General features: G+C 55.3%; 20 protein-coding genes and 1 tRNA gene. 10 read left to right on the forward strand and 11 right to left on the reverse strand.

The window, feature by feature from the left end; translation table 11 throughout:
- The 4 genes from PHD76_05725 to PHD76_05740 all read left to right on the forward strand — a co-directional run.
- On the forward strand, positions 1 to 458 hold a 458-nt coding region (locus tag PHD76_05725), incomplete at its 5' end, for an ATP-binding cassette domain-containing protein (protein MDD5261332.1).
- Positions 455 to 1,327 carry a branched-chain-amino-acid transaminase gene (gene ilvE / locus PHD76_05730; protein ID MDD5261333.1) on the forward strand — a complete coding sequence of 291 codons (873 nt, stop codon included), beginning with the start codon at positions 455 to 457 and terminating at the stop codon, positions 1,325 to 1,327. The genes PHD76_05725 and ilvE, both read left to right, overlap by 4 nt.
- Positions 1,328 to 1,586: 259 nt before the next feature.
- Positions 1,587 to 2,066: a UvrB/UvrC motif-containing protein gene (locus PHD76_05735; protein ID MDD5261334.1), complete on the forward strand. Its 480-nt coding sequence runs from the start codon at positions 1,587 to 1,589 to the stop codon at positions 2,064 to 2,066.
- Positions 2,067 to 2,097: 31 nt separating this feature from the next.
- A complete protein-coding gene (locus PHD76_05740) occupies positions 2,098 to 3,255 on the forward strand; it encodes a serine hydrolase (protein MDD5261335.1) in 1,158 nt (385 codons plus the stop codon).
- Positions 3,256 to 3,403: 148 nt separating this feature from the next.
- Here PHD76_05740 and PHD76_05745 read toward each other — a convergent pair whose 3' ends face one another.
- The 4 genes from PHD76_05745 to PHD76_05760 form a co-directional block, all read right to left on the reverse strand.
- Entirely contained in the window at positions 3,404 to 5,170 is a 1,767-nt protein-coding gene (locus PHD76_05745; GenBank protein MDD5261336.1) for an ABC transporter ATP-binding protein, read from the reverse strand.
- A 102-nt stretch (positions 5,171 to 5,272) separates the two neighbouring features.
- Positions 5,273 to 5,530 (reverse strand): hypothetical protein, encoded by a 258-nt coding sequence (locus PHD76_05750; protein MDD5261337.1) that lies wholly within the window; start codon positions 5,528 to 5,530, stop codon positions 5,273 to 5,275.
- 553 nt (positions 5,531 to 6,083) lie between these two features.
- Positions 6,084 to 6,170, reverse strand: a tRNA-Ser gene (locus PHD76_05755).
- Positions 6,171 to 6,242: 72 nt separating this feature from the next.
- Positions 6,243 to 7,775, reverse strand: a complete 1,533-nt coding sequence (locus PHD76_05760) for a PDZ domain-containing protein (protein ID MDD5261338.1) — start codon at positions 7,773 to 7,775, stop codon at positions 6,243 to 6,245.
- Positions 7,776 to 8,180: 405 nt separating this feature from the next.
- Here PHD76_05760 and PHD76_05765 point away from each other — a divergent pair, with 405 nt between their 5' ends.
- Entirely contained in the window at positions 8,181 to 8,849 is a 669-nt protein-coding gene (locus tag PHD76_05765) for a hypothetical protein (GenBank protein ID MDD5261339.1), read from the forward strand.
- 192 nt (positions 8,850 to 9,041) lie between these two features.
- Here the strand turns inward: PHD76_05765 and PHD76_05770 are convergent, their stop codons facing one another.
- Positions 9,042 to 10,880 (reverse strand): 3'-5' exonuclease, encoded by a 1,839-nt coding sequence (locus PHD76_05770; protein MDD5261340.1) that lies wholly within the window; start codon positions 10,878 to 10,880, stop codon positions 9,042 to 9,044.
- A gap of 441 nt (positions 10,881 to 11,321) precedes the next feature.
- On the opposite strand from PHD76_05770, the gene PHD76_05775 reads away from it, so the two are divergent.
- The 3 genes from PHD76_05775 (at position 11,322) to PHD76_05785 (ending at position 13,979) form a co-directional block, all read left to right on the forward strand.
- On the forward strand, positions 11,322 to 12,128 hold the full coding sequence (locus PHD76_05775; GenBank protein ID MDD5261341.1) for a TIGR00282 family metallophosphoesterase: 807 nt from the start codon (positions 11,322 to 11,324) through the stop codon (positions 12,126 to 12,128).
- Between the two features lie 7 nt (positions 12,129 to 12,135).
- Complete coding sequence (gene xseA, locus PHD76_05780; GenBank protein ID MDD5261342.1) at positions 12,136 to 13,413, forward strand: exodeoxyribonuclease VII large subunit; 1,278 nt, start codon at positions 12,136 to 12,138, stop codon at positions 13,411 to 13,413.
- A 230-nt stretch (positions 13,414 to 13,643) separates the two neighbouring features.
- Positions 13,644 to 13,979, forward strand: coding sequence for a hypothetical protein (locus PHD76_05785; protein MDD5261343.1), 336 nt, complete (start codon positions 13,644 to 13,646; stop codon positions 13,977 to 13,979).
- Between the two features lie 45 nt (positions 13,980 to 14,024).
- On the opposite strand, the gene PHD76_05790 is transcribed toward PHD76_05785, so the two are convergent.
- Entirely contained in the window at positions 14,025 to 15,269 is a 1,245-nt protein-coding gene (locus PHD76_05790) for a DEAD/DEAH box helicase (GenBank protein ID MDD5261344.1), read from the reverse strand.
- A 302-nt stretch (positions 15,270 to 15,571) separates the two neighbouring features.
- Between PHD76_05790 and PHD76_05795 the strand changes: the two genes are divergently transcribed.
- Positions 15,572 to 16,165, forward strand: coding sequence for a cyclic nucleotide-binding domain-containing protein (locus tag PHD76_05795; GenBank protein MDD5261345.1), 594 nt, complete (start codon positions 15,572 to 15,574; stop codon positions 16,163 to 16,165).
- Positions 16,166 to 16,310: 145 nt separating this feature from the next.
- Here PHD76_05795 and PHD76_05800 read toward each other — a convergent pair whose 3' ends face one another.
- Both PHD76_05800 and PHD76_05805 read right to left on the reverse strand, forming a co-directional pair.
- Positions 16,311 to 17,171 carry an FHA domain-containing protein gene (locus tag PHD76_05800; protein ID MDD5261346.1) on the reverse strand — a complete coding sequence of 287 codons (861 nt, stop codon included), beginning with the start codon at positions 17,169 to 17,171 and terminating at the stop codon, positions 16,311 to 16,313.
- 166 nt (positions 17,172 to 17,337) lie between these two features.
- Positions 17,338 to 17,976 (reverse strand): winged helix-turn-helix transcriptional regulator, encoded by a 639-nt coding sequence (locus PHD76_05805; GenBank protein MDD5261347.1) that lies wholly within the window; start codon positions 17,974 to 17,976, stop codon positions 17,338 to 17,340.
- A gap of 201 nt (positions 17,977 to 18,177) precedes the next feature.
- Between PHD76_05805 and serA the strand changes: the two genes are divergently transcribed.
- Positions 18,178 to 19,773: a phosphoglycerate dehydrogenase gene (serA, locus tag PHD76_05810; protein ID MDD5261348.1), complete on the forward strand. Its 1,596-nt coding sequence runs from the start codon at positions 18,178 to 18,180 to the stop codon at positions 19,771 to 19,773.
- A 242-nt stretch (positions 19,774 to 20,015) separates the two neighbouring features.
- On the opposite strand, the gene mtnP is transcribed toward serA, so the two are convergent.
- The 3 genes from mtnP to PHD76_05825 all read right to left on the reverse strand — a co-directional run bounded on the left by mtnP (position 20,016) and on the right by PHD76_05825 (position 23,158).
- The gene (mtnP, locus tag PHD76_05815) at positions 20,016 to 20,882 is read right to left on the reverse strand and encodes an S-methyl-5'-thioadenosine phosphorylase (protein ID MDD5261349.1); all 867 of its coding nucleotides are present in this window, start codon (positions 20,880 to 20,882) and stop codon (positions 20,016 to 20,018) included.
- Between the two features lie 182 nt (positions 20,883 to 21,064).
- The gene (locus tag PHD76_05820) at positions 21,065 to 21,937 is read right to left on the reverse strand and encodes a hypothetical protein (GenBank protein MDD5261350.1); all 873 of its coding nucleotides are present in this window, start codon (positions 21,935 to 21,937) and stop codon (positions 21,065 to 21,067) included.
- Positions 21,938 to 21,958: 21 nt separating this feature from the next.
- Complete coding sequence (locus PHD76_05825; GenBank protein ID MDD5261351.1) at positions 21,959 to 23,158, reverse strand: glycosyltransferase family 4 protein; 1,200 nt, start codon at positions 23,156 to 23,158, stop codon at positions 21,959 to 21,961.
- Positions 23,159 to 23,240 lie beyond the last annotated feature (82 nt).

Here is a 23,240-nt window from a genome sequence, read left to right on the forward strand (position 1 = left end):
TCTATGAACAGGGCCGGGAGAGCCTGGTGCAGTGGCGCAGCCGGATGGCGGGATTTATTTTTCAATCGTATCATCTCATGCCTGAGCTCAACATTCTGGAGAACGTGCTGTTGCCGGCCTGGTTTTTAGGAATGGACCAGCGGGGGCGGGCCGAGGAATTGATCGAACTGGTGGGGTTGAAGGAGCGGCTCCTGCACCGTCCGGGCGAGCTTTCGGGCGGGGAACAGCAGCGGGTGGCGATTGCGCGCGCTCTGATCAATGATCCGGCCCTCATCCTGGCGGATGAACCGACGGGCAATCTGGATGCGGAGAACAGCGCCTCCGTTCTGAATTTGCTGCTTGATTTGGCGGCCAAAAAACAGAAGGCTCTTATTCTTGTGACCCACGATGAATCGATTGCGGACCGCATGGCGACGCGCTATCGTCTTACGGAGGGCAAATTGGAATTATTAAGATGAAAATCTATATCGACGGCAAATTTTACGGCAAGGAAGACGCCAAGATTTCGGTGTTTGACCACGGGCTGCTCTACGGAGACGGTATTTTTGAGGGCATCCGCGCCTACAACGGGCGTGTCTTCATGCTCGAGGAGCATATCGACAGGCTTTACGACTCGGCCAAGGCGATTTTGCTGGAGATCCCCATCTCGAAAAAGGAGATGACGGAGGCGCTGCTGGAGACCTGCCGCCAGAACAACCTCAAGGAGTGTTATATCCGCCTTGTGGTAACGCGAGGCACGGGGAACCTTGGCTTGTCGCCAGACCGTTGTGAGCGTCCGACGATCTTCATCATTGCGGCCTCTCTGGAATTGTACCCCGAGAATTTTTACAAGGAAGGGCTTGCGGTCGTGACCGCCTCGACCCAGCGCACCAGCCCGGCTGCGTTGAACCCGGCCGTGAAGTCGCTGAACTATCTGAACAATGTCATGGCAAAGCTCGAAGGCAAACTGGCCGGCGTGCATGAGGTGATCATGCTCAATTCCGAAGGCCTGGTTGCAGAGTGCTCGGGCGACAATATTTTTGCCATCAAGAATGGACGCATGACAACCCCGCCGATTTACATGGGAGCGCTGGGCGGCATCACGCGCATGGCGCTGTTCAAGCTGGCGAAGGAATTGGGCGTTGAATTGCATGAAGTTCCCATGACGCGCTACGACCTGTTCGTGGCGGACGAAATTTTCCTGACAGGAACCGGCGCGGAGGTCATTCCCGTGGTGAAGGTGGATGGCCGCACGATCGGCGAGGGGAGTGTGGGCGCCTGGACCCGGAAATTTATGGGCGCCTACCACGATTTGACCCGGCGCTCGGGTACGCCTATATTCCCCTAGCCTGCATGTCTCAGTTTTTTGAGAAACTGCGGTTGGCATTTCTTGTCCGCGGTAACAAGGAAGGCCCCGGGAACATGCAGGCTATGGCAAAACCGCCTCAAAATACGGAGTTTATGGTTCAAAAGGAAATTCCTGTTCAGGCGGTTTTGCTTTTAACCCGGATACTGGATTGCCTTCCTGCTGCCCGGCCTTTCGGCATGGATACTCTGTGGGGCTTTTCAGAAGCGGGTGAGGTATCCGGGTTAGGCGGGTAAGTCTCATGATTTGCGAAAAATGCCAGACGAGGGAAGCCACTGTTTTTCTGACCCAGTTCATTGATGGGCAGATGCATAAGGTGGATCTATGCGAAAAATGCGCCAAGGAAATGGGCGTGACGCATTCAGCGGGCTTTTCACTGGCTGATCTGCTGCTCAAAGACAGTGCCGGGAAAGCCGATGAGCCGGGAGACCTTACCGCCTGTCCGAGTTGCGGGTTTACCCAGCAGCAACTCGTGAAAACCGGACGCCTCGGCTGCCCGGTCTGTTATGAGACATTCGAGAATGTGGTGCAAAACGCCCTCCGTGACATGCAACGCAGCACCCGGCATACGGGCAAGGTGCCGCAGCGCCTTGTGGCGGAAATGAACCTGGTCCGGCAGCGCGGCCTGCTGGAAAAAGCGCTGGGCGAGGCGATTCGTTCCGAGCGCTATGAGGAAGCCTCCAAACTCCGGGACGAACTGAAAGCGCTTGCAAGAAGTTAAATAAATCAACTTTAAAAGTTGATTTATTCATATGGACATTCAAATCTTAAAACCGGCTAGAAAAGGCATTGGACTACGTGATTCGTCTGCCCGCTTCTCTCTGCTGCCGACTTTCCTTCTAGCTTATCTGCTTTATTCTGGCGTTATGACTGTCCACGCAGACGGGGTGGACGATCTGATTGCCAGGCGAATGTGTGAACGGAAAATTACCGGCTTGTCGCTCGCGGTCATCGAGGATGGAAAGATTTCCAAAGTGCAATGTTATGGCTTTACGGATCAGAGCGGTAAGAGCACGGTGACACCTGCGACGCTCTTTCAAGCAGGTTCAATCAGCAAGCCTGTAGCTGCCACTGCGGCGCTCCATTTGGTTGAGCAGGGGCGCTTGTCCTTGGATGCAGATGTCAACACACAGTTATGCACCTGGAAAGTTCCGGAGAATGGTTTCACGAAAGAGAAGCCTGTGACCTTGAGGTGCATTCTTAGCCACAGCGCCGGGCTGACTGTTCACGGTTTCCCTGGTTATGCTGTCGATAGCATCGTCCCGAGCCTTGTGCAGGTCCTTGATGGTGCAAAGCCCGCAAATTCACCCGCAATTCGTGTGGATATTGTTCCCGGCAGCAAAGAACGATATTCGGGTGGCGGCTACACCGTGATGCAGCAGATGATGATCGATGTCACGCGGCAACCGTTTCCGAAATTCATGCACGACACTGTGCTGAAACAGTTCGGAATGACGAACAGCACTTACGAGCAACCGTTGTCACAGGAGTTGGCATCGAAGACCGCGACTGGCTATTACGACAATGGCAAAGCGGTGCAGGGTCGCTGGCACATCTATCCGGAGATGGCTGCGGCCGGCCTGTGGACGACCGCTGCCGATCTGGCGCGTTTTGTGATCGGTATTCAAAAAGCCGCGACAGGGGAATCCAATCCCGTCATTTCCAAAGACATGGCCCGACAGATGTTGACGAGACAAAAAGATAATGCGGGTCTCGGTGTATTTCTTCGCGGTGAAGGAAAGGGCCTGCTATTTTTTCACAGCGGTCGAGACGAAGGTTTCGATGCTGCAATAGAGGCGTTTGCCAATACGGGGCAAGGCGCGGTGATCATGATTAATGCGAACGATGACTCGGGAGTATGCAATGAAATCATCGAGGCTATTGCCAAGGAGTATCATTGGCAGAGATAAGCGGGCTCAACCCCCAGCTCTGTGAGGCTTAAAATAAGCGGCATCTGCGTGATTCTGCCGTCCCTGATATAGTGCGCCGTGATTTTCGCGGTTGAAAATGCATCCTTTGCGTTCCTTTGCGGACTTCTTGTAACAAGGTATTTGGACCTTACGCCTTTGCTTCACTGAACTGCAGGTTGTGCAGTTCGCTGTAAAGCCCCTTGCGCGCGATCAACTCATCATGCCTGCCCTGCTCGATGATCTTTCCCGACTTCATGACCAGGATGCGGTCGGCGTTGACAACCGTGGAAAGCCGGTGCGCGATCACGATGGAAGTGCGGTTTTTCATCAGGCGTTCCAACGCTTCCTGGATCAGCCGCTCCGATTGCGTGTCCAGCGCTGAAGTGGCTTCGTCGAGGATTAAAATTTTCGGATCCTTGAGTATGACCCGCGCGATGGCGATGCGCTGGCGTTGCCCGCCCGAAAGCTGCACGCCGCGCTCGCCGATTTCGCTGTCATATCCCCGTTGCAGATTTCGGATGAACTCGTGCGCGTTGGCCGCCTCGGCGGCGCGAAGCATGTCTTCATTGGACGCATCCGGACGCCCGTACTTGATGTTGTCGGCAATGGAGCCTCCGAACAAAATATTGTCCTGCATGACGATCCCGATCTGACGCCTGAGCGATTGAACGTTGAACTCCTGGATGTTTCTTCCGTCCACGAGGATGCGGCCTGAGCTGGGTTCGTAAAAGCGCGCCAGCAGGGTAATCACCGTGCTTTTGCCGGCGCCGCTGGGGCCCACCAACGCCACCATTTCCCCGGGATCCACCTTGAAATCGACTTCGTGCAAGGTCGCCTGTCCGGTCCGGTAGGCAAACGAGACATTTTCAAACCGGACAAATCCTGTCAACGTCGGCAGCGTCGGCAGGGTGTCGTTTTCTGGAACGTGTGGCTGCGTGTCGAGCACGGCGAAGATTTTTTCCAAGGCTGTGACGGCGCGCTGGATCATGGCATTGGCATCGACCGTCCGGGTGATGGGGGCATAGAGCATGCCGAGGTAAAAATTAAAAGCGGCCAGTTGGCCGATGGTGAAACCGTTTTCCTTCGTGAGAATCAGCCAGGCGCCATAACCCAGAACCAGGAGCGAGCCGACGCCGCTGATCACCTCGGCGCCGACGCTTAACAAGGTATTCCGCCAAACCAGGCGGTTGAAGTTGCTGTAATCGCTTTCAATCCCGCCGCGAAAAGTCTCGGTTTCAATTTCCTCCGCTGTGAACGCCTTGATCAGCCGCGTGCTGGAAATCCGTTCATGGAGGAAGCCGATTACCCGGTCCCAGTTTCTGCGGTGCATCCGGCTTTCGACGCGCAGGCGCCGACGATGCCAAAGGTAATTGAATAAAAAGAAGGGTAGTACGGTATAGGTCATGAGGGCCAGCTTCCAATTTGCATACAGAAGCACGACTAAAACCCCCAGAACGGTCACCAGATCCCCGATCAAATTGATGGAAGCGCCCGCGACGAGATTGTAAACGGCGCCGGTGTCTTCGCTGATGCGGGAAACGATCCTGCCGGTTTGGCGGCCTTCATAAAACTTGAGCGAAAGCTTCTGGAGGTGCGCAAAAATGCCGACCCGCATGTCGCAGACCACCCGCATGGCGCTGCTTTGGAGAAGGTAGTTGCGGGCGAGTAGAATTCCAGCGCGCAGCAGAACGACAAAAAGAAAGAGCCCCAAAAACCAGAGCGAGTGGCGCCAGGCGCCGCCTGTGGCGGCGGCATCAATGATTTTGCCGATCAACCAGGGTTTGGCCAATTCCAAGGCGGATACCGCGAGGAGCAGGATTAATATAGCCGACAATTTTCCGGCGTAGGGCCGGAGGTAGGCATAAAAACGAACCAGAGTGCTCCAGGCATCACCGGTCGATCGGCGTTGACTCATGGGTGTGCGTATCTGAACAGAATATTTCCGAAACTCAATGGAAATCAGAAATGGGGGATGATTTCACGCCGGGCGCTTATCCCCACATCGGCTGTACACTCGTTATTTACGGCGCTTTGCCGGGGAGCTTTTCTTCTTGTCTGTCGGGGGATTGGCTTTTCTGAGGCCCGCATAGAATTTCTTGGCCGCAACCAGCGCTTTCGCCTTTCCGCCGTGTTTTCTGTCGGAAAAGAACTTGGAAAAGTGTTTTTTGCGGGCCGTCAGGCGGACATAGAATCCGTGGTTGTGTTTTTCGGGTTGATCAATGCGGCTGACACCGCGGATGCCCAGTTTGCGACGACGTTTCTTGGTCTTGCTCATGAGGTGTTATACTGCTCATTTCCGTTATTTGGTCAACGATAGACTTGCGTACTTGCTAACATGCACGAGCTGCGGAATTTTCAGGATTTTCCAGCCAGTTGGGCACTGGTGTGGCAGTTATGAACAGTGCGCTGCTGAGGGCATTGTTGGTACCGCTGCTCGCGAGACATGGCGGAAGGATGCTGGCGGATGATAGCATTCGCTGACGCGAACACGGACGAACTTCGTTCGAATCTTTGAGAGACTCGCGCTTTGCGCGGCACCGCTGACGCGGTGTGGAGAGGATTGTCCATCCAGGCTTCGCCGGATGTAGCGGAAGGATGCTGGCGGATGATAGCATTCGCTGACGCGAACACGGCCAAACTTCGTTCGAATCTTTGAGAGACTCGCGCTTCGCGCGGCACCGCTGACGCGGTGTGGAGAGGATTGTCCATCCAGGCTTCGCCGGATGTAGCGGAAGGATGCTGGCGGATGATAGCATTCGCTGACGCGAACACGGCCAAACTTCGTTCGAATCTTTGAGAGACTCGCGCTTCGCGCGGCACCGCTGACGCGGTGTGGAGAGGATTCGAACCTCCGGTAGGTTTTACCCTACAACGGTTTAGCAAACCGTCGCTTTAGACCACTCAGCCACCACACCTAAAAAGTTGAGAGGAGAACAATAACGCCAGCCCCGGCATGGCAACAACAAGAAAATTGAACCCACCACCCCTTATTTCCGACGCATCAAGGCCACGTAGCGCGCTTGATCGCCTGAGGCCAGGCGCAGGATCAATGTGGGCGCAGTTTCCGTGCGGCTTGTCAGGTCGTCATAGGCCTTGCGTGAAGGAACCGCTTCCCCGTTGATCTCCAAAATGAATTCCCCCGGATTGATGGGCGAGGAAGGCAAAAAGCGGGAGGAATCGACGGCTGTGATAATCAATCTGCCTTGCTGCGGGTTATCCGCGGATGCCTTGGGAATTTCCATGACGGTCAGCGCCTTCAACAGGCTTCCGCTTTCCACCTTTTGGGTCGATTGATGGTAATTGTTTATCCACTCTTCAACCAGATTGTTCAGGCTGCCGGGATGTTCGACCAGCACGGCTGAAAGCTTTATTTGGGCGCTTTTGCGCATCACTTCGACCGGCACCCGCGCCCCGATCGCCATGTGCGAGGCGAGCCGTCTCAGTTCGAGATGGCTGGAAACCGGGTTGTCGCCGAACCGGGTGATCAGATCCCCGGCTTGAATGCCTGCCTGTTGTGCCGGACTGTCCGGAAGTACGCCGGCAACCAGAACGCCTTGCCCCGCCTTTATGCCAAGGGCGGAGGCCAGCAGGGGAGTGAGTTCCTGTCCTGTGACGCCCAAATAAGCGCGGCGCAATATGGGATTCCGTTTGAGTTGTTCCGAGACTGGACGCAGGATTTCTGCGGGTAGAACCGCGCATTTGGTTGAATAAAATCCGCCAAGATGATCCGTTTCGGCCACCATCCCCACCACGCCCGATTCAAGGCTCAACACCGGCCAGCCCGGCTCCACATCCGCACGGTTGCGGTCGAGAAAATAATATTCACCGTAAAAGCAGCCCTGCGCTCCCGGTTCGGTTTGCAGGCCTGTGCCGACCAGGGCGCCGAGCACGCGCGGGCCCTCGCGCAGGTCCATTCCGACGGGGAAAACAGGCTGCCCGAAATTGAGCGTGCTGTCGTAAGCCCAGCGGACGGGGCGGGTTTGTTTGCATGGGATCCGGATCAGGGCGATGTCTGTGGAGGCATCGACCCCCTCCAGTTCGGCGGGATAAATGCCGCCGTCCGCGGTTTCGACTATCCATGTATTAGAACCAATCAAGGTTTGAAAGCTGGTCAAAATCCCGCCGTTCTCGTCGATGAAAAATCCGCCGCCGGTAAAGCCGGGCTCAATCCCGTAGGCGGCGAATTTATCCAGCAGGACGCGGTTTGGATCGGGGTCTTTGCCGCTTTGATCCGGATAGGCCTGGATCATGACAATGGATGGGAGAACCTCGGCCACCAGCGACTGGTAGCGCTGCGAGATCAGCCGCAGTGGATCATTCACACCGCCGAGCAGAAGAGGGTTGAGGCTGGGCTTGGGCGCCTCGCGCTCGGAGAGGAGGGTCCCGGGCTTGTGCTTTCTGCCGCTTAGGAGAACGCTTGAAGCCTTGAAATTCCCGGCCATATCCTCAAGGCCGGTGAGCCAGAAAAATCCGACTCCCGCGAGCAGCAGGAACACGCTTAAAAAAACCAGGCGCCTCATGGTTTACAGGTCTAGGCCATGCGCAGCCGGGCCGCAAGCGGATAGAAACGCAGGGGGAACTCGTTCTTAGTTTCACATTCTTGGTTCTTAGCCTGCATATTTCATGCTCATTTTAATGTTCAACCTGTTAGCGCTGTGCTATTATTGTGGAAAGACACATGCCTAGCCTATGCAGGCTCTTGCAAAACCGCCTCAAAATAAGGCAGTTCCAATTCAAAAACCAAAAGCAAAATGTCAATTCAGGCGGTTTTGCTTATAACCCGGATGTCGCCGCACCCCTGTTTCCGCCACACTTTTGAGCAGGACAGTTTGCAGGGGTTTACAGAAGCGGGTGAAACATCCGGGTTAGTGCTTCTCAAATTTCTTCGTGCCCTCCGGATTTATCATAGTTAGTATGATGATTTTATGCCCGAGAATGTGCGTATCCTGATTCATTCCGCCCAGAACCGCTTTCTGAATATGGCCATTGACGAGGCCCTGCTTCGGCTCTGTCGCCAACCTGTACTTCGTTTCTATCGCTGGTCGGAGCCCGACGCCATTTCGATCGGCTACTTCCAGCCCAGCTCGGATGTGCCTGCGCGGCGGCCCTTTGTGCGGCGCTATACGGGCGGGGGATTGGTCGATCACGCGGCCGATTTCACATATTCGGTGATTTTGCCGAAGCGGCATGCCCTTAGTCTCGCGGGTACGGCCAAAAGTTATGAAAGTATTCATGCCCCGCTTTCCGATGCGTTAAAGAAGGAAGGGTTTGATGTCCGGCTTGCCCCTTCCGCCGATCCGGTGGAAAGCAGCGCCTGCTTCCAAAAGGCCGTCCGCTTTGATGTGGTGGCCCGCGAGGGCAAGGTGGCGGGCGCGGCCCAGCGCCGCACGCGCGAAGGCTGCCTTCATCAAGGCAGCGTGCTGGTTTCCGGCTTTGATTTCAGGTCGCTGTGTTATTCCGTCGCCGAATATTTGATTCCCGTGTTAGGGCCGGGCGGTACCGAAAGCGCTTTGACGGAAGAGGAAACGGTCCGCGCAGCCACGCTCGAAACAGAGCGCTACGCCACCGAGCTTTGGAATCATTCCAAGAAATAATCCAGATAATCAGGAGCACAGAGCAATTTACCCGCCTACGCAGAAGGCCACGGGCGTAAGCCCGTGGTTGAATGCGAGGCAAGGGTATCCCGCCATAGTCCGCAGGGTTTTAGCCGCGAGAGAACGCAAGGAGCACAAATGGAGGGACGAGTGCCGCCGTTATCGGGGCTGCCTTGTCTTTTTTACCCGTGGTTAGCTTAACAAAGCAGACTGTTCCGCCAGCCTCCGTTGGATTGGACCATTCGAGGATGAGGTTAGAAGCAGGCTTTCCCGGGCTCGAGTCATGGCAACATAGACCAGACGGGCATTTTGTTCGGGGTCCTTTTCCGTCCAATCACCGACTCCCAGCACAAGAACGGCATCGAACTCCAAGCCTTTGCTGCTGGGTACCGGTATGATGGATATTTTGGATTCGCGAGGATCGTAGGCATTTTTCTGGGACGCAGTATCCATCATCATAGCCGGAATTCCTTCCGTGTCCAACCGGGCCAGTAGATTGCGAGCTTGGTTAGGGTTAAAGTAGAGAACAGCAATTTCACCGAGAGATTTTCCCTCCTTTTGCCAGAAACGGATGCACTCCATTGCATAGTCGGTTTCTTCTATTTGCTTACTAAACTGATGGAAGCGTGGGCTTGGGCCGGAAATTCCAGCAGCCTCAGGTCCGACTGTTGGAATGTGGTCTTCGTCTGCGTCGATGTTCTTGAGGAAGCCGGAGGCAAAGTCGCAGGCAAATTTCAATATCTCTCGGGTATTTCGGTAGTTCAACCGGAGAATCGTGGTCCGGCCTTGGGCTTTAATACCCACGCTCGACAAAGTGAATTTGATACTGGATTTTTTGCGATAGATGGACTGGGCATCATCGTAAAGCAGCAGCAGGGAATCGGTTTCTGGATCGACCATCTGTGTGATGAGCTTCAGCCATTCTGGATAAAAGTCGTGGCCTTCATCGATCATGATTGCTCCATATTGGGCGCGGGGAATAAACCCTTTTTCCACGCCCATAATGACGGACTCCACATAACGATCGTAAGCGGGTTTGTCGGACTCAATCATCTGGGCGTGATAAGTTTTTAACTGCACTTTGCACCATTCATGAAAATGGAGAACGGAAACCTTGGACTGAAGATTACGTTCCGCGATAAATGAGCGTAGTCGCGCAGCCAGGGTAATGTTGTAGCAAAGAATCAGGATGGGCTTATGAAGGTGTTGGGCAAGATGCAAGCAGCGATAGCCGAGTATGAGCGTCTTTCCAGATCCTGCCACGCCATGAATGACACGGTGGCCATCGCCGAGATTGCGGGCCAGTTGCTCCTGAACAAGATCCATAGTCCGTATGAATTGAGGCCCGGACTCGTCGGCAGAGGCTTCTGAAAAAAAGTCCTGCTGTACGGAGGTGATGCGGATTTCAGGAAACAAATGCCAGCGGACCCTATCAATCTGGGGAAGGGTGAGCGGAGTACTGAAGCGATGGTGGAACATGCCCCAAAGCCGTTCTTGAAAAGTGTCAGCCGCAGTATTTACCGTCATTTCATCTTTGCAAATGACCAATCTGGAAGGCAAAACAAGATCCTGTTCTTCTTCGCTCAGGACTGCATTCAACTGATTCCGGGTGATCTGAGTAAAAACTGCGGCGTAGGCATAGGGGAAACAGGGCTTGCCTTGATGAAGGCCCGAAGGCTGTTGAAGTTGTGGATCAGAACTCAGTTTATTGACAACAGTCATACAATACTGATGGGCTTGCTCCAAGGGATTGGCCACGGTTTTGAGTGTGCCCTCAGACGTCAAGATTCTGGCTTTCAGTTTATCGATGGAACGAATCGTATCGATTTTCCAGTCCTTGATTTCAAAGACCCAGAGGCCATGGGAAGGATGAAGAAGAACAAAATCTGGATATTGGTGAAGGGGGCCGATCGGAACATTGAACCAACAGAGGTAATCGTCCTCCAGAAGACCATCGAGTCTTTCCGCGAAGCGGCGCTCGCCAGCAGTTGCCTGGGAGCCGCTGCCAACTGGAGTAAGGAAATGTGCCATGCGTCCTGATGTTATCTGGAACTTGGAAATTAAGTGATTCGATTGATAAGAAGTTGCTTTTGGCACATCAAGGTGTTGGTCCGGAGTTTTAAGCCGGAAGCGGCAATTCCCATTCGTCCAGTCTGGCAAAAGTGGGAAGGAAAGACAAGCACGAGCGTTTTTGGGTTTGTGGGCCGAGTCGCGCCCGAAAACTCTGACATGCGTCGTGAGCAGGAATACGTCCGCCAAAGAACGGATTCGTCTGGTGCGCGAATAAAAAACGCAAGAGAGAAGAGAGTTTCCACCACGAAACACACGAAACCCACGAAAGGAAGGCGGAGAACTTGAAACTGAACACTGAAAATCCGCCACAGGACGGATTCGCCGTGGCGAACCTGAAACTCGGATAGTTAATCCCGAACGCAGGCTTTACCTGGCCGCCGATGCAGTTAAGCTGCCCGGATGCGTGTCATCTTTTTGGGCGATGTGGTCGGCGAGCCGGGCCGGGATGCAGTCAAGGCGGCTTTGCCCGGACTGCGGGAAAAATTTTCACCCGATTTCATTGTGGTGAACGGCGAGAACTCCGCAGGAGGGCATGGTATCACGCCGCGCCTGGTGTATGAACTGCTCCGCTGCAAGATCGATGTGGTGACTTTGGGCGATCATACCTGGGACCAACGCGAGATTTTACCCTTTTTCGACGAGGAACCGCGCTTGATCCGTCCTTTTAATTTCCCGGCGGGTTGCCCGGGCCTGGGCTGGGTCGTGGTGTCGGGGAATGGAAAAAAGCTGGGTGTGGTGAATGCCATGGGGCGGACTTTCATGGCCGCCCCGGTTGATAACCCGATGACAGGCCTGCCGACGATCCTTGAGTTGGTTCGGCAGGAGGCGCACTGCATCCTGGTTGATTTTCACGCCGAAACCACATCCGAAAAGATCGCCTTTGGCCACGCCTTCGACGGGCAGGTGTCGGCCGTGGTGGGGACCCACACCCATGTGCAGACGGCGGATGAAAAAATTCTTCCCGGTGGGACGGCTTATATTACAGACACCGGGTTTTGCGGCGGCCATGACGGCGTGATCGGGCGCGACAAGGAACCGATCCTTGAGCGTTACCGCACGCTCATGCCGGTGCGGATGACGGTCACAGGCAAGCAGCCCCAGGTGGATGGGGTGTTTATTGAGATTGATGAAAGCACGGGAAAAGCAATCAGGATTGAGCGAATCCAGGAAGCGGTTGCCCCGAATCCACCGCAGGGCGGCCAATAAAAAAAGCATGAGCCCGGAGCTTGAAATTCTGTCGGTCTCGCAGTTGAACGCCGAGATTCGCTCCTTGCTGGAGGGGCAGATCGGCGAGGTGAGTGTGCGGGGCGAAATTTCAAACCTGCGCCGCCAGAGTTCCGGCCATGTGTATTTCACACTCAAGGACGAGGGCGGCCAAATCCGGGCGGTGCTGTTTCGGGGCGACGCCGCGCGGTTGAAGTTTGCTCCTGCGGACGGACAGGGTGTGATTGTACACGGGGAGCTGACGGTCTATGAACCGCGCGGTGAATATCAAATCCGGGTGTCCCGCATGGAAGCGCAGGGGAAAGGCACCCTGCAGGAACGTTTTGAGGCGTTGAAACGCAAATTGCAGGCCGAAGGGTTGTTTGAACAAGCCCGGAAAAGGCCGATCCCTCAATTTCCCGAAACGGTGGCGGTGGTGACATCTCCCACCGGCGCGGCGTTGCGCGACTTCCTTAACATTATCCGGCGGCGCTGTCCCCGGTTGAAGGTCCAGGTTTTTGGGGTGCAGGTGCAGGGCGAGGGGGCTGCGGAACAGGTGGCACAGGCGCTGGCTGAACTGAACCGCTTGGGTGAGGCGGACTTGATCGTGGTGGCGCGCGGGGGCGGCAGCCTCGAAGACCTTTGGGCGTTCAACGAGGAAATCGTGGCGCGGGCTGTGGCCGCGTCGATGATTCCCGTTATTTCAGGCGTGGGGCATGAGATTGATTTCACCATCTGCGATTTTGCCGCGGATTTGCGCGCGCCGACGCCATCGGCTGCGGCGGAACTGGCGAGCGCGGCGGATGAGGATTGGCGCAACCGATTAGTTGTTCTGTTCGACGGTTTGCGGCAGAACGCGGCGGGCCTGTTGCAGGATCGCCGCTGGAAATTGGCGGCGTGCCGGGACCATTACGTTTTTCGCGAGCCGATCCGGATTGTGCGGCAGATGTCGCAGCGGCTGGACGAGTTGGAGAACGGCCTGGTACGGAATCTGCAAGTGGCCCGCAATACGACGCGGGAGAGGCTTTCGTTTATCAACCAGCGCTGGCAGTCGGCGCATCCGCAGCGCAGGCTGGCGGAATGGCGCAACCTGCTCCAGGCCCGGAAGGTCCAGTTGCGATTGCTCTCGCCGCAACAGACCTTGAACCGGGGCTATTCGATCGTTTTTGACCGGAAGGGGCGGATATTGAAGGAAGTGGAGCAGGCGCTTGCGGCCGGGGATGTGAAGATCCGCTTTTCGGACGGGGATATGGACGCGAAGGTTATGAAGAAATCCGACAATTCCTAAAACTGGAATACGATTGGCCGCGAAAAAACGCAAAAGTCGCAAAAAATCGGACAGAAGATTTAAATGCGGATAGACGGGATTTCCGGATTGCCGCGTCGCTACGCTCCTCGCAATGACGCTTTCGTGCCCTTCCATTTACCATTACTTTACCGTTTGTGATCTTTTGCGGCACCACACGGCGCATCAGAAAAAGAATTTGACTCCGCAAGATACATACTTACATTGTAAATATGGATGGCATTGAGTTTCAGTGGAACCATCAAAAGAGTAAGGAAAACCTCAAGAAACACGGGGTGTCATTTGAGGAGGCGCAGACAAAAGGGAATCCAATAATTACTGGAGATAATGTCATGAGAGAATCCTACGATTTTTCAAAGATGAAGGGCATAAGAAACCCATATATCGGGCGTCTCAAGCAGCCGATCACTATTCGACTGGATAAAGGGACTGTATCCTACTTCAAGACCCTTGGGACCGAGATGGGAATGCCCTATCAAAATCTCATCAATTTATACCTTAGGGAGTGTGCTTTGCAGCGCAAGAAGCTCAATTTGAAATGGGCATAGTGCTTCAGCTCGAAGCATGTGAAGACACCCAGCCGTAAGGGAGCTTCACCGCCGGCTGCGGAAACCCCGGTTGAAACGGCGGAAGGGCTTGTTTCCGGACAGTGTGACGTCCTTGATTTCCTGTGTTTCAGCCGCCCTTTCAACATGGAACGGATGGTCTGTCAGTATCGGAAGTGTCAGGCGGATGAGACGCTGGATATCGCGCAAAAAGGATCGTTCCTCGTGCGAGCAAAGCGAGATGGCCATGCCTTCGGCGCCTGCGCGTGCGGTGCGTCCGATGCGATGCACATAGGACTCCGGCTCATTCGGGATGTCGAAATTCACAACCAGGGTGATGCCTTTGATGTCGATCCCGCGTGCCGCGATGTCGGTGGCGACCAGGACCTTGACCTGCCCGCTGCGGAACGATTCGAGGGCGCGTTGGCGCGCGTTCTGGGATTTGTTGCTGTGAATGGCTTCCGCCGGGATGCGGCTGCGATTGAGCGCTTCCGCAAGATGGTTCGCGCCGTGCTTGGTCCGGCTGAAAACCAGCGCGAGGCCGCCGTTGTTTTTCCCGAGCAAATGAATCAACAGTTCGCGCTTTTTGGATTTGTCCACGAAACAGACTTTTTGCTCGATGCGGTCGGCGGTGGTCGAAGCGGGGGCGACATCGACCCTGACAGGGTTGTGCAGCAATCCCTCGGCGAGGCCGACAATTTCCTGCGGCAGGGTGGCGGAAAAGAGCAGGGACTGGCGCCGGGCAGGCAACTGTTTCATGATTTTCCTGACATCATGGATGAAGCCCATGTCCAGCATGCGGTCGGCTTCGTCCAACACGAAGACCTCGACGTGGCCGAGCTTGAGATAGCCTTGCCCCTGAAGGTCGAGCAGGCGTCCTGGTGTGGCGACGAGTATATCGATGCCGCGCTGGAGGGCTTTGACCTGGGGATTCTGGCCGACTCCGCCAAAAATGACCGCGTGGTTTAATTTGAGGTGCTTCCCGTATGTCGCAAAACTCGCGCCGATCTGGGCGGCCAGTTCGCGGGTGGGGGTCAGAATCAGGGCCCGGGGAGAATTCGGAATCCGCGGCTTGGGATTCTGGTCGAAGCGGTGCAGGATGGGCAGGGCGAAGGCCGCTGTTTTTCCAGTGCCGGTTTGGGCGCAGCCCAGGAGATCTTTTCCTTCGAGCAGGTGGGGGATGCACTGGTGTTGGATGGGGGACGGTGTCGTGTACCCTTTTTCACGCAGTGCGCGTTGAATCTCCTCGCTGAGCGCCAGGGATTCAAATGTCGGTTCTTGTGTCTGTGTCATGATCATAATCTGTCATTTCCGGTACGGCATGAGCATGGCTCAGGCCGGGCCTGTTTCCGCGGGCTTAAGCCTGCGGTTTATAAAATCCGTTTGGGAAGTTCGATGAGTTACTTGTTCCCTGGCAAATCTCTCATCGATAAGACAGAAAGGGGTCTCAATTAGAAGCGGACCCGTGCCCGCAAGACTTGGGGAGATTATGGCAGGCGGATGCGCATGGCAAGCTTTATTTTTGAGAAGCCTTTGTTCACTGCCTTGGAAGGGTTTGGGATTGACTTGTCCTTGGGCTGATTTGTACTTGGATCATGGCTGAGAATGAGATTATTGCGGATCTGAGCCCTGTTGGAATCCTCGCCCATATCAGCCCCGAGGACTTGGAGACGCTTAAATTCCACGGAACTTTTGGCGAATACGGGGTCGGCGAGGTGATAGTCCGCCAAGGCGAGTCACAGACCTGCCTTTATTTCATCATTTCGGGGTTGCTGGAGGTGGTGATTTCCAGCGGACAGAATGACGTGAAGTTGGGCGAGGTGGGCCCGGGAGATTGCATCGGCGAAGTGAGTGTGTTTGAGCCGGGCGAGGCATCCGCCACGGTGAAGGTTATCGAGACAAGCGTGCTTTGGAGCCTGGACGTCGGATCACTCCAGAATTATTTTGAACAATTGCCTGTTGCGGGCGGGCAATTGATGCTCGGGATCGCGCAATTGCTGACCAAGCGGCTCCGGCATGCGAATAACACGATTCTGGCGAATCGGATATTGCCCCAGCACCTGAGTGTGAGATCGGGACAGGGCAAGGAGCCCCTCAAGGCCGAAAACCTGGCGCAGCCAAAGGGCGTCCTGGGCGGATTATTCGGAAAAAAATCCTCGTCGAAATTTGTTCCCAAGATCAAGAAGTGAAATCTTTTCCGCAGTGCGGGAAAAAATTTGTTGGGGATGGCATAGGGAGCGGAAACAACGCATGGCTCATGACACACACAGAATGTCTTCCCGGCAAATGACCGGGCGGGAAAGAAGGTAAGCCATCTCAACGGTGAACTGACTGTTACGCTGCGCCAAGGCCCATGGGCCGGGTCTTTTTCTGCTTCGCCGGACCCGGTTGATGCCCGTTTTCAGATGTCGCGGGTGTGGGCGTGGCGGCGTGCGCCAGAATCGGCTGCGCAAGACTTTGGGGCGGCCGCAGGCTTTGGCGGATCTCGCGGGGGATAACGGTGGTTTTTCCATTACGAAAGTCTTCCTTGCGTTCTTCCGCCGTGCGGAACGGGAGAATTTTAAATGTGCAGGTCACATTTCCGAAGCGCAACTTTTGACCCTCTTCGGCCACTCCAAAATACGTCGGATGATCGTCGATAAAAGTTCCGTTGGCTGAATTCAAATCATGTACAAACAAACGCTTTTCCTGGGCGCTGATGAAACAGTGCTGGCGCGAGAGGGAGTGGTCATCGATGGCGAGTTCATTGCCTTCGGCCCGTCCGACGAGGAAGAATTCGCGGCTCACGTCATAGGTGAACTGGCCGAGCTGCGGGCTGTCAACGAGGAAGGAAATGGTATAACGGTTATGCAGGACGAGTTCGCGGCGCAGCACTTGTTCCGCGAGAGTGCCGTCCTGGGTTTCGCGGGCCGAGGCAAAGCGGGAAAGCAGGGTCATGCCTGAAAAATGATCCAGCCAAAGTGATTGGAAGCGGGGCAAGGTCTGCCCTTCCCATGCCATTAATTTGGGCTCGGGCCAATCCAACAGCATCGCCAGGTAGGCCTGCAAACCAAACTGATCGCCGGCCTGCGCATGCACCGCACAGCCTTCCATGAGGAAAACGTCGCCATCCTGCTCTCCTGTGGAGACATAGAGCCGACCGGTCTTGGCCGCGGACTGGTACCAGAGCAAAAACTCAATAAAGGTATTGTTCATTCCGTAAGACTTCCGTTCGTGCCCCATTTTCACATGGTTTCAGGACCTCCATGTGAAACATGGCATTTAAAGTGTGCCCAGACTCCAGTGCGATGACAAGGCCAGAAGCAGCGCTCGTGTAGATAACTTTCGCGGAGTTTTCCGGAGAGCGGGAGTAAAAGTTTTTTTAGACTGCCCTGAATATGCACTTATAAAGGCCGGAAACCCGTTCTTCTTCACGGAGAATCGGGCAGTTCAGGATGTCTTCAAACAGTTGCTTTTCCAAATCCCGCAGAATGCGGAAGCGGTCCATACACATCAGAATCGGTGAATTGTATTCGATGACCTGATGCTTGCCTTTGTCGCGATCGAAATAATATTCGCTCATGTACCCGCGTTCATCGCGCAGGGCCGCGAGCTGGCGCATTTTTTCCTCGGTGGTAGTCCCGCGGACATGGGCTTGCAATTTGGCCGTTTCATTTTTGAAAATGTTAAACAAAATTTTATCCGCCGCGTTGGGGCCGTAAACTTCCTGGATCGAATCGAGCACCTCGGTGGTGAAGTTGCTGTATTCGGTCGGAAAAAATTCCTGGGCGACTTCGGTCAGGCGATAGGCTTTTTCCGGCCGTCCCATTCCTTTGGGGCGGCGCCAGGTGTCGAGGTAGCCATCGCGTTCGAGCGCGATGCAGTGCTGCTTTACACCCATGTAGGACAGGCCTACACGATTGCAGAGCTCGGAGACGGACAAACCCTGGCTTCGTTTGATTTCGGTTAAAATCAGAAGCTTGGGATTCTTCGAAACTTTTTTTAGAAATTTTCCTTTCATACATTCAAATCAGACAAGGCAATTTACTTACCCAAATTATTTACTGGGATGGTTAAAGCAAGACTTTTTACGTTGGAAACGTGTAAAGATTTTTACCTATTTTAATACATGGCATTAACAAATCTGTTGATTGTTGCGATTTGCACCCCTGAAGGAAAGCTACGTTGACACTCTGGTTTCTGCTGGTACATTCCTCCTCTTATGTCTCAATATCGAGTCTTGGTGTTGGACGGGGTTTCCCCCCGTGGCGTTGAAGTTTTGGCAGGAGTTCAAGGGGTGGAGGTTATTCAATCCAAGAGTCTTTCTGAAGACGAACTGGTTCAAAAAATACCCGATTTCGACGCTTTGGTGGTGCGCAGCCAGACCAAGGTCACAAAAAAGGCCCTGGAAGCGGCCAAAAAGCTGAAGGTTGTCGGTCGGGCTGGCGTGGGTGTCGATAACGTGGATGTGCCCACAGCCACGCAAAAGGGCATCGTCGTGATGAACACGCCGGGCGGCAACACCATCTCCACGGCCGAACATGCCTTTTCGCTGCTCCTGTCGATGGCCCGCAGCATCCCCCAGGCCCATGCCACGATGAAAGCCGGCAAATGGGACCGGAAAAGTTTTGAAGGTGTTGAGATCAATAACAAGGTGCTCGGGATTATCGGCATGGGCCGGATCGGCACTGAAGTCTGCCGCCGCGCCATGGCTTTCGGGATGAAGGTTCTGGCGTATGATCCGTATCTCTCTCTGGGCAAGGCGCGCAGCCTGCAGGTGGAGCTTTACGAAAAACTGGATGAAATGCTGCCGCATTGTGATTTCATCACGCTGCACATTCCCATGAGCGCGGAGACCAAGGGGATTTTGAACGAGCGCACCCTGAAGCTTTGCAAGAAAGGCGTTAGGATTGTGAATTGCGCCCGGGGCGGGCTGGTTGAGGAAAAGGCCCTGCACGAAGCCCTGTTGAGCGGGCAGGTTGCAGGCGCCGCGCTGGATGTGTACGAGAAAGAGCCCCCGGCGGCGGAATTTCCCTTGCGCGATGTTCCGACGCTGGTGATGACGCCTCATCTTGGGGCTTCGACGGCTGAAGCCCAGGAGAGCGTGGGGATCGAAGTGGCGGAAGCCATTCGCGACCTGCTCTTGACGGGCACGATCCGCAATGCGGTCAACATGCCGAATGTGGATTCGAAGACTTTGGAACTGCTGCGGCCCTATCTTGAACTGGGCGAAAAGCTCGGTCGCATCCTCGCCCAGTTGGCGCCCACGCGTTGTGAGATGCTGACGGTGAACTACTCCGGAAAAATCACCGAATTCGACACCACGGCCATCAGCCGCGCGGTTGTGAAAGGTTTTCTGAAGCTGGCCATCGGCCCGGATGTCAACGATGTGAACGCCCCGTTTTACGCCGAGAATCTCGGGTTGAAATATTCCGAGACACGGTTGAGCCAGGCGGGTGAATATTCCGAAATGCTGACGGCGCAGGTTTCAACCGGCAGCGGGGAGGTTTTTGAGGTTTCCGGGACGATTTTCGGTGTCGCTCCGCGCCTGGTCAGCATCAACAAACATTATCTGGAAGCCCGTCCCGAAGGCGTGCTGCTGGTGATGGAAAACACGGACCGTCCCGGTATTGTCGGCTGGGTGGGAACTTTGCTTGGCAAACACAAGGTGAACATCGCGAGCATGTCGCTCAGCCGTTCCGCGCCGGGTTCCAAGGCGTTGAGCGTGTTGAACCTCGATTCCATGCCCAGCCCGGCGGTGATTCAGGAACTGACCAAAGACCCTGACATTACTTCCGTAAAATTCATCCAGGTCTGATTCCCGCAGCCTCTCTATCATTATCCCCCTGACAATGGGGAAGCCGCGCAAGGTCGCGTTCCGCGTCCAACGCGGTTACGTGACGAAGGGGGGGGGTGAGTTTGCCCGCGAAACACGCGAAATTATAACCACGGATGAAGCTGTGCTGCTTGTTGGTTTCCTTGGTGCCTTTGTGTCTTGGTGGTTCAAACCAACCTGTTTTTTCTCTGCGCCCTCGGCGACTCTGCGGCGAAAAATTTTATTCAAATGTAAGCCGCCAGGATGGGCCGGAGATCTTCAACCCGCTGTTGCGGCCAGTGTTCCTTGGGCGTGATGATCGCATGGGCCAGGGCGGAATGGCAGGACGTTTTCTCGTCCACAGGAATCCGTCTCACGGCTTGTTCCACGGCTCTCACCGCGAGCTCGGCGTTTTGCTTCAAAATCTTGATGACTTCCTGCACGGAAACTTCCTGCTCGGTTTGATGCCAGCAGTCGTAGTCGGTCACCATCGCAACGGTGGCATAGCTGATCTCGGCCTCGCGCGCCAGTTTGGCTTCGGCCAGATTGGTCATGCCAACCACATCAAAACCCTGCGTGCGGTGAAACTCGGATTCCGCAAGCGTCGAAAATGCGGGGCCCTCCATGTTCACATAAGTCCCGCTCCAGTGGCAGACGGCACCTGCCGCCTTGGCCGATTCCTGAAGGATGCGTGCCAGTCTTTCGCAGACCGGTTGCCCAAAGCTGATGTGCGCCACGATTCCCTGTCCGAAAAAAGTGTGTTCCTCCCGCAGCTTGGTGCGGTCGAAAAACTGCAGGGGAATGACGAATTCTCCGGGGCGCAATTTCCCCTTCAAGGAACCGACGGCGCTGAGGCTGATCAGCCAGCGGACGCCGAGTTTTTTTAGTGCCCAAATGTTGGCCCGGTGGGGGATTTCCGACGGGAGCAGGGTATGGTGGCGTCCATGCCGGGCCAGGAAGGCGACTTTACGGCCATGCAGGTTGCCCACATGAATGGCATCCGAGGTTTTTCCGAGGGGAGTTGGGATTTGAAATTCCTCAACATCCGACAGGGCGCCCATTTTATACACACCACTGCCGCCTATAATGCCGATCAAGGGTTGATTTTCCATGTGATTTTTCGGGGTTTGGCACCGTTGCAAATTTGGAGTGCGGTGGCATGACACCGCTTTTCACCACGGGCGACATGTCGCCCGTTTCCAAAGCGCAGACATGTCTGCGCATTCCAAAATCCAAGCTTGGTTGTCATCCTTTAAAAATTCAAATGCAGTGCGACACGCACAGCTCGGGCAGTTCAGTGGAGGCTCGCGCTTGACCAATCCGTTGCGCCGATTTTTTGCAAGGTCCAGTTTTCGACGTGCTCGGCGACCTGCCCCTTTTTCAGCAGGCCCAGCGGGGCGAGGCTTTCGACTTCCAGCATTTCCTCGTTGCTGAAGAGCTCCAGGTTGACGCCGAAGTCCGGATATTCCGCTCCGCTCTGGAAGGGGATGGTCTTGGTAAAGAGAAGACCGTCGAGCGCGTATCCCACCTTGCCTTGTTGGTGCAAAAGGCCGATTTTGGTCGGGCCTTTTTGAGCGTCCTGCCGCAGGAGCATATTTTTTGTGTTCCATGTGTAGCGGGGGTCGGCCACTTCCGTGTAAGGCCAGAGGACAACCCGGCGATTGGGCAGGAGATCCTTCGGATGGCTGCCCAGAGGAGGCTGGGGGATGATGGCCGTACCGCCCGGAGCCATGACGCTCAACGCCCAGAGGGCCACGGGCGCAGGCTGATCCTTCAGGCTTTTGAGGCGGTGCACAACCTGCGCCTCGCTTTTGTCAGGCGACAGGGTGATGTCGATTTCCTTGGCCCAGCCATTGGACGTTTCGGGTTCGGGCTGGAGGCGGACTGAGAGCTCCGAGAGCTTGGTCCAGGCGACTTTGTGATTATCGAGGTGATAGGTGGAGTCCAGCTCGGGCGCAACCCAGAGGCGATGCCCGCCGCGGATCATCCAGGTTTTTTCCCCGGATTTGCCGAGTTGTTCGGTGTATTCCTTGAAAATATTGCGGCCATCCTTGAGCGCAAAGCGCAGGATGCGGGGCCCCGCCTCGAGGGTAATAAAAAGTTCAACTGCGGGGTTGCCCAGGACAAGAACTTCATTCCAGCCTGCGTAGGGTTTGATGGTGATCATAAAAGTGAAGAGGTGTCTTTTTCAGCCAAGCAGCGATTGAAGCAAAGGCCAGATTTTTTTATCGTAAAGGTAGTTCCAATTGTGTTCCTGCCAGATTCGTTTCCGCGCCTGGAACACGGGGTTTGACACCAGCTCCTGCGCCGCTCCTGCCGCCTCCTCCGGAGTTTTCACAAAGGTCATGGCCGGGGCAAGCCAGTCGGGGATGGTGCCGAGGGGCTGGCACCAGCAGGGGATGCGGGTGGCGACGGCTTCCAGCGGCGGGATGCCGAACCCCTCGTAACCGGAGGAGAAGAGCAGGACATCGCTGATGCGGAATGCCTGCTGCCAGACCGGTCCTATTTCATCATTGTAGTCGTTGAGATAAAACACCTCATTTTCAAGGCCAAGTTGTTTGGGAAAATATTTCAAGTAGTCCTCGTAGCTGGCCCCGGCGGTTCCATAAACATCCTGGCTGCCGCTGATGAGCAGGAGCGGATTCAGGCCCGCCTTTTTGATCGCATCGGCCCAGAGGATGGCCTGGTCGATGTTTTTCCGCTGAAGCAGCTTGGTTGGATAGAAAAAAATGATGTCGCGCGCGAGAAAATCAATCCGTTCCAGCCAGCTTTTGAAGGCGGGTTCGATTCCCAGCAACTCATTGAAGTCAATTCCGTTTTCGATGACGGGGACCTGGCTTTCCTCGAGTCCGAGGGTTTGGGTGATTTCCTGCTGGCGCTGTCCGGAAACGGCGACGTATTTGATTTGCGGGTGGGCCTGGCTCATGAGGGCCCAGGGCATGTGCCCCGGATTGGGCAGGGCGTAGTTTTTGTTGGCGGGCGTGAAATCGTGGACCCAGGCGATGGTCGGTTTGGAACCGGCGAGCTTCCAGACAGCCTGGGTTAGCGCCAGATTAAAGTGAGTTGTGACCGCGCCGTGGGTGATGACGACATCGGCCTGGTCGTAATAGGGTTTCAGCGTCTCGGTGAGCAGGTGGGTGAAGGTGTTCAGGTGCTGGTCGGTCTGCCCGTGGTCGAGCGCGCGTTTGGCCTGGAGGTTGAGGGGAAATCCCGGAGAGAGCTCCTTGAGGACTTCCACATGGTATTGGTCGTTGCTGGGCTGGCCGTGTCCGGTGACAACACGCACGTCGTGCCCGTGTTCGGCCAGCATTTCGGCGTGCTGGCGCATGATGCTTTCGGTTCCGCCGATCAGCGGCCAAAATGTGCTGTGTAAGAGGAGAATTTTCATCCCGGGTGGACAGGCAAAGTTCCTTTTTTTTCGCGCCACTGGCAATGTTAAAATCTTGTGATGTCGCGGGATGCTGGCAGCA

The organism is Candidatus Methylacidiphilales bacterium, from assembly GCA_028713655.1.
GTDB lineage: Bacteria > Verrucomicrobiota > Verrucomicrobiia > Methylacidiphilales > JAAUTS01 > JAQTNW01.

Excerpts from the sequence above, each read along its gene's own strand:
- ilvE (MDD5261333.1), top strand. The coding sequence starts at position 455 with ATGAAAATCTATATCGACGGCAAATTTTACGGCAAGGAAGACGCCAAG.
- PHD76_05735 (MDD5261334.1), top strand. The coding sequence starts at position 1,587 with ATGATTTGCGAAAAATGCCAGACGAGGGAAGCCACTGTTTTTCTGACC.
- PHD76_05740 (MDD5261335.1), top strand. The coding sequence starts at position 2,098 with ATGGACATTCAAATCTTAAAACCGGCTAGAAAAGGCATTGGACTACGT.
- PHD76_05745 (MDD5261336.1), bottom strand. The coding sequence starts at position 5,170 with ATGAGTCAACGCCGATCGACCGGTGATGCCTGGAGCACTCTGGTTCGT.
- PHD76_05750 (MDD5261337.1), bottom strand. The coding sequence starts at position 5,530 with ATGAGCAAGACCAAGAAACGTCGTCGCAAACTGGGCATCCGCGGTGTC.
- PHD76_05760 (MDD5261338.1), bottom strand. The coding sequence starts at position 7,775 with ATGAGGCGCCTGGTTTTTTTAAGCGTGTTCCTGCTGCTCGCGGGAGTC.
- PHD76_05765 (MDD5261339.1), top strand. The coding sequence starts at position 8,181 with ATGCCCGAGAATGTGCGTATCCTGATTCATTCCGCCCAGAACCGCTTT.
- PHD76_05770 (MDD5261340.1), bottom strand. The coding sequence starts at position 10,880 with ATGGCACATTTCCTTACTCCAGTTGGCAGCGGCTCCCAGGCAACTGCT.
- PHD76_05775 (MDD5261341.1), top strand. The coding sequence starts at position 11,322 with ATGCGTGTCATCTTTTTGGGCGATGTGGTCGGCGAGCCGGGCCGGGAT.
- xseA (MDD5261342.1), top strand. The coding sequence starts at position 12,136 with ATGAGCCCGGAGCTTGAAATTCTGTCGGTCTCGCAGTTGAACGCCGAG.
- PHD76_05785 (MDD5261343.1), top strand. The coding sequence starts at position 13,644 with ATGGATGGCATTGAGTTTCAGTGGAACCATCAAAAGAGTAAGGAAAAC.
- PHD76_05790 (MDD5261344.1), bottom strand. The coding sequence starts at position 15,269 with ATGACACAGACACAAGAACCGACATTTGAATCCCTGGCGCTCAGCGAG.
- PHD76_05795 (MDD5261345.1), top strand. The coding sequence starts at position 15,572 with ATGGCTGAGAATGAGATTATTGCGGATCTGAGCCCTGTTGGAATCCTC.
- PHD76_05800 (MDD5261346.1), bottom strand. The coding sequence starts at position 17,171 with ATGAACAATACCTTTATTGAGTTTTTGCTCTGGTACCAGTCCGCGGCC.
- PHD76_05805 (MDD5261347.1), bottom strand. The coding sequence starts at position 17,976 with ATGAAAGGAAAATTTCTAAAAAAAGTTTCGAAGAATCCCAAGCTTCTG.
- serA (MDD5261348.1), top strand. The coding sequence starts at position 18,178 with ATGTCTCAATATCGAGTCTTGGTGTTGGACGGGGTTTCCCCCCGTGGC.
- mtnP (MDD5261349.1), bottom strand. The coding sequence starts at position 20,882 with ATGGAAAATCAACCCTTGATCGGCATTATAGGCGGCAGTGGTGTGTAT.
- PHD76_05820 (MDD5261350.1), bottom strand. The coding sequence starts at position 21,937 with ATGATCACCATCAAACCCTACGCAGGCTGGAATGAAGTTCTTGTCCTG.
- PHD76_05825 (MDD5261351.1), bottom strand. The coding sequence starts at position 23,158 with ATGAAAATTCTCCTCTTACACAGCACATTTTGGCCGCTGATCGGCGGA.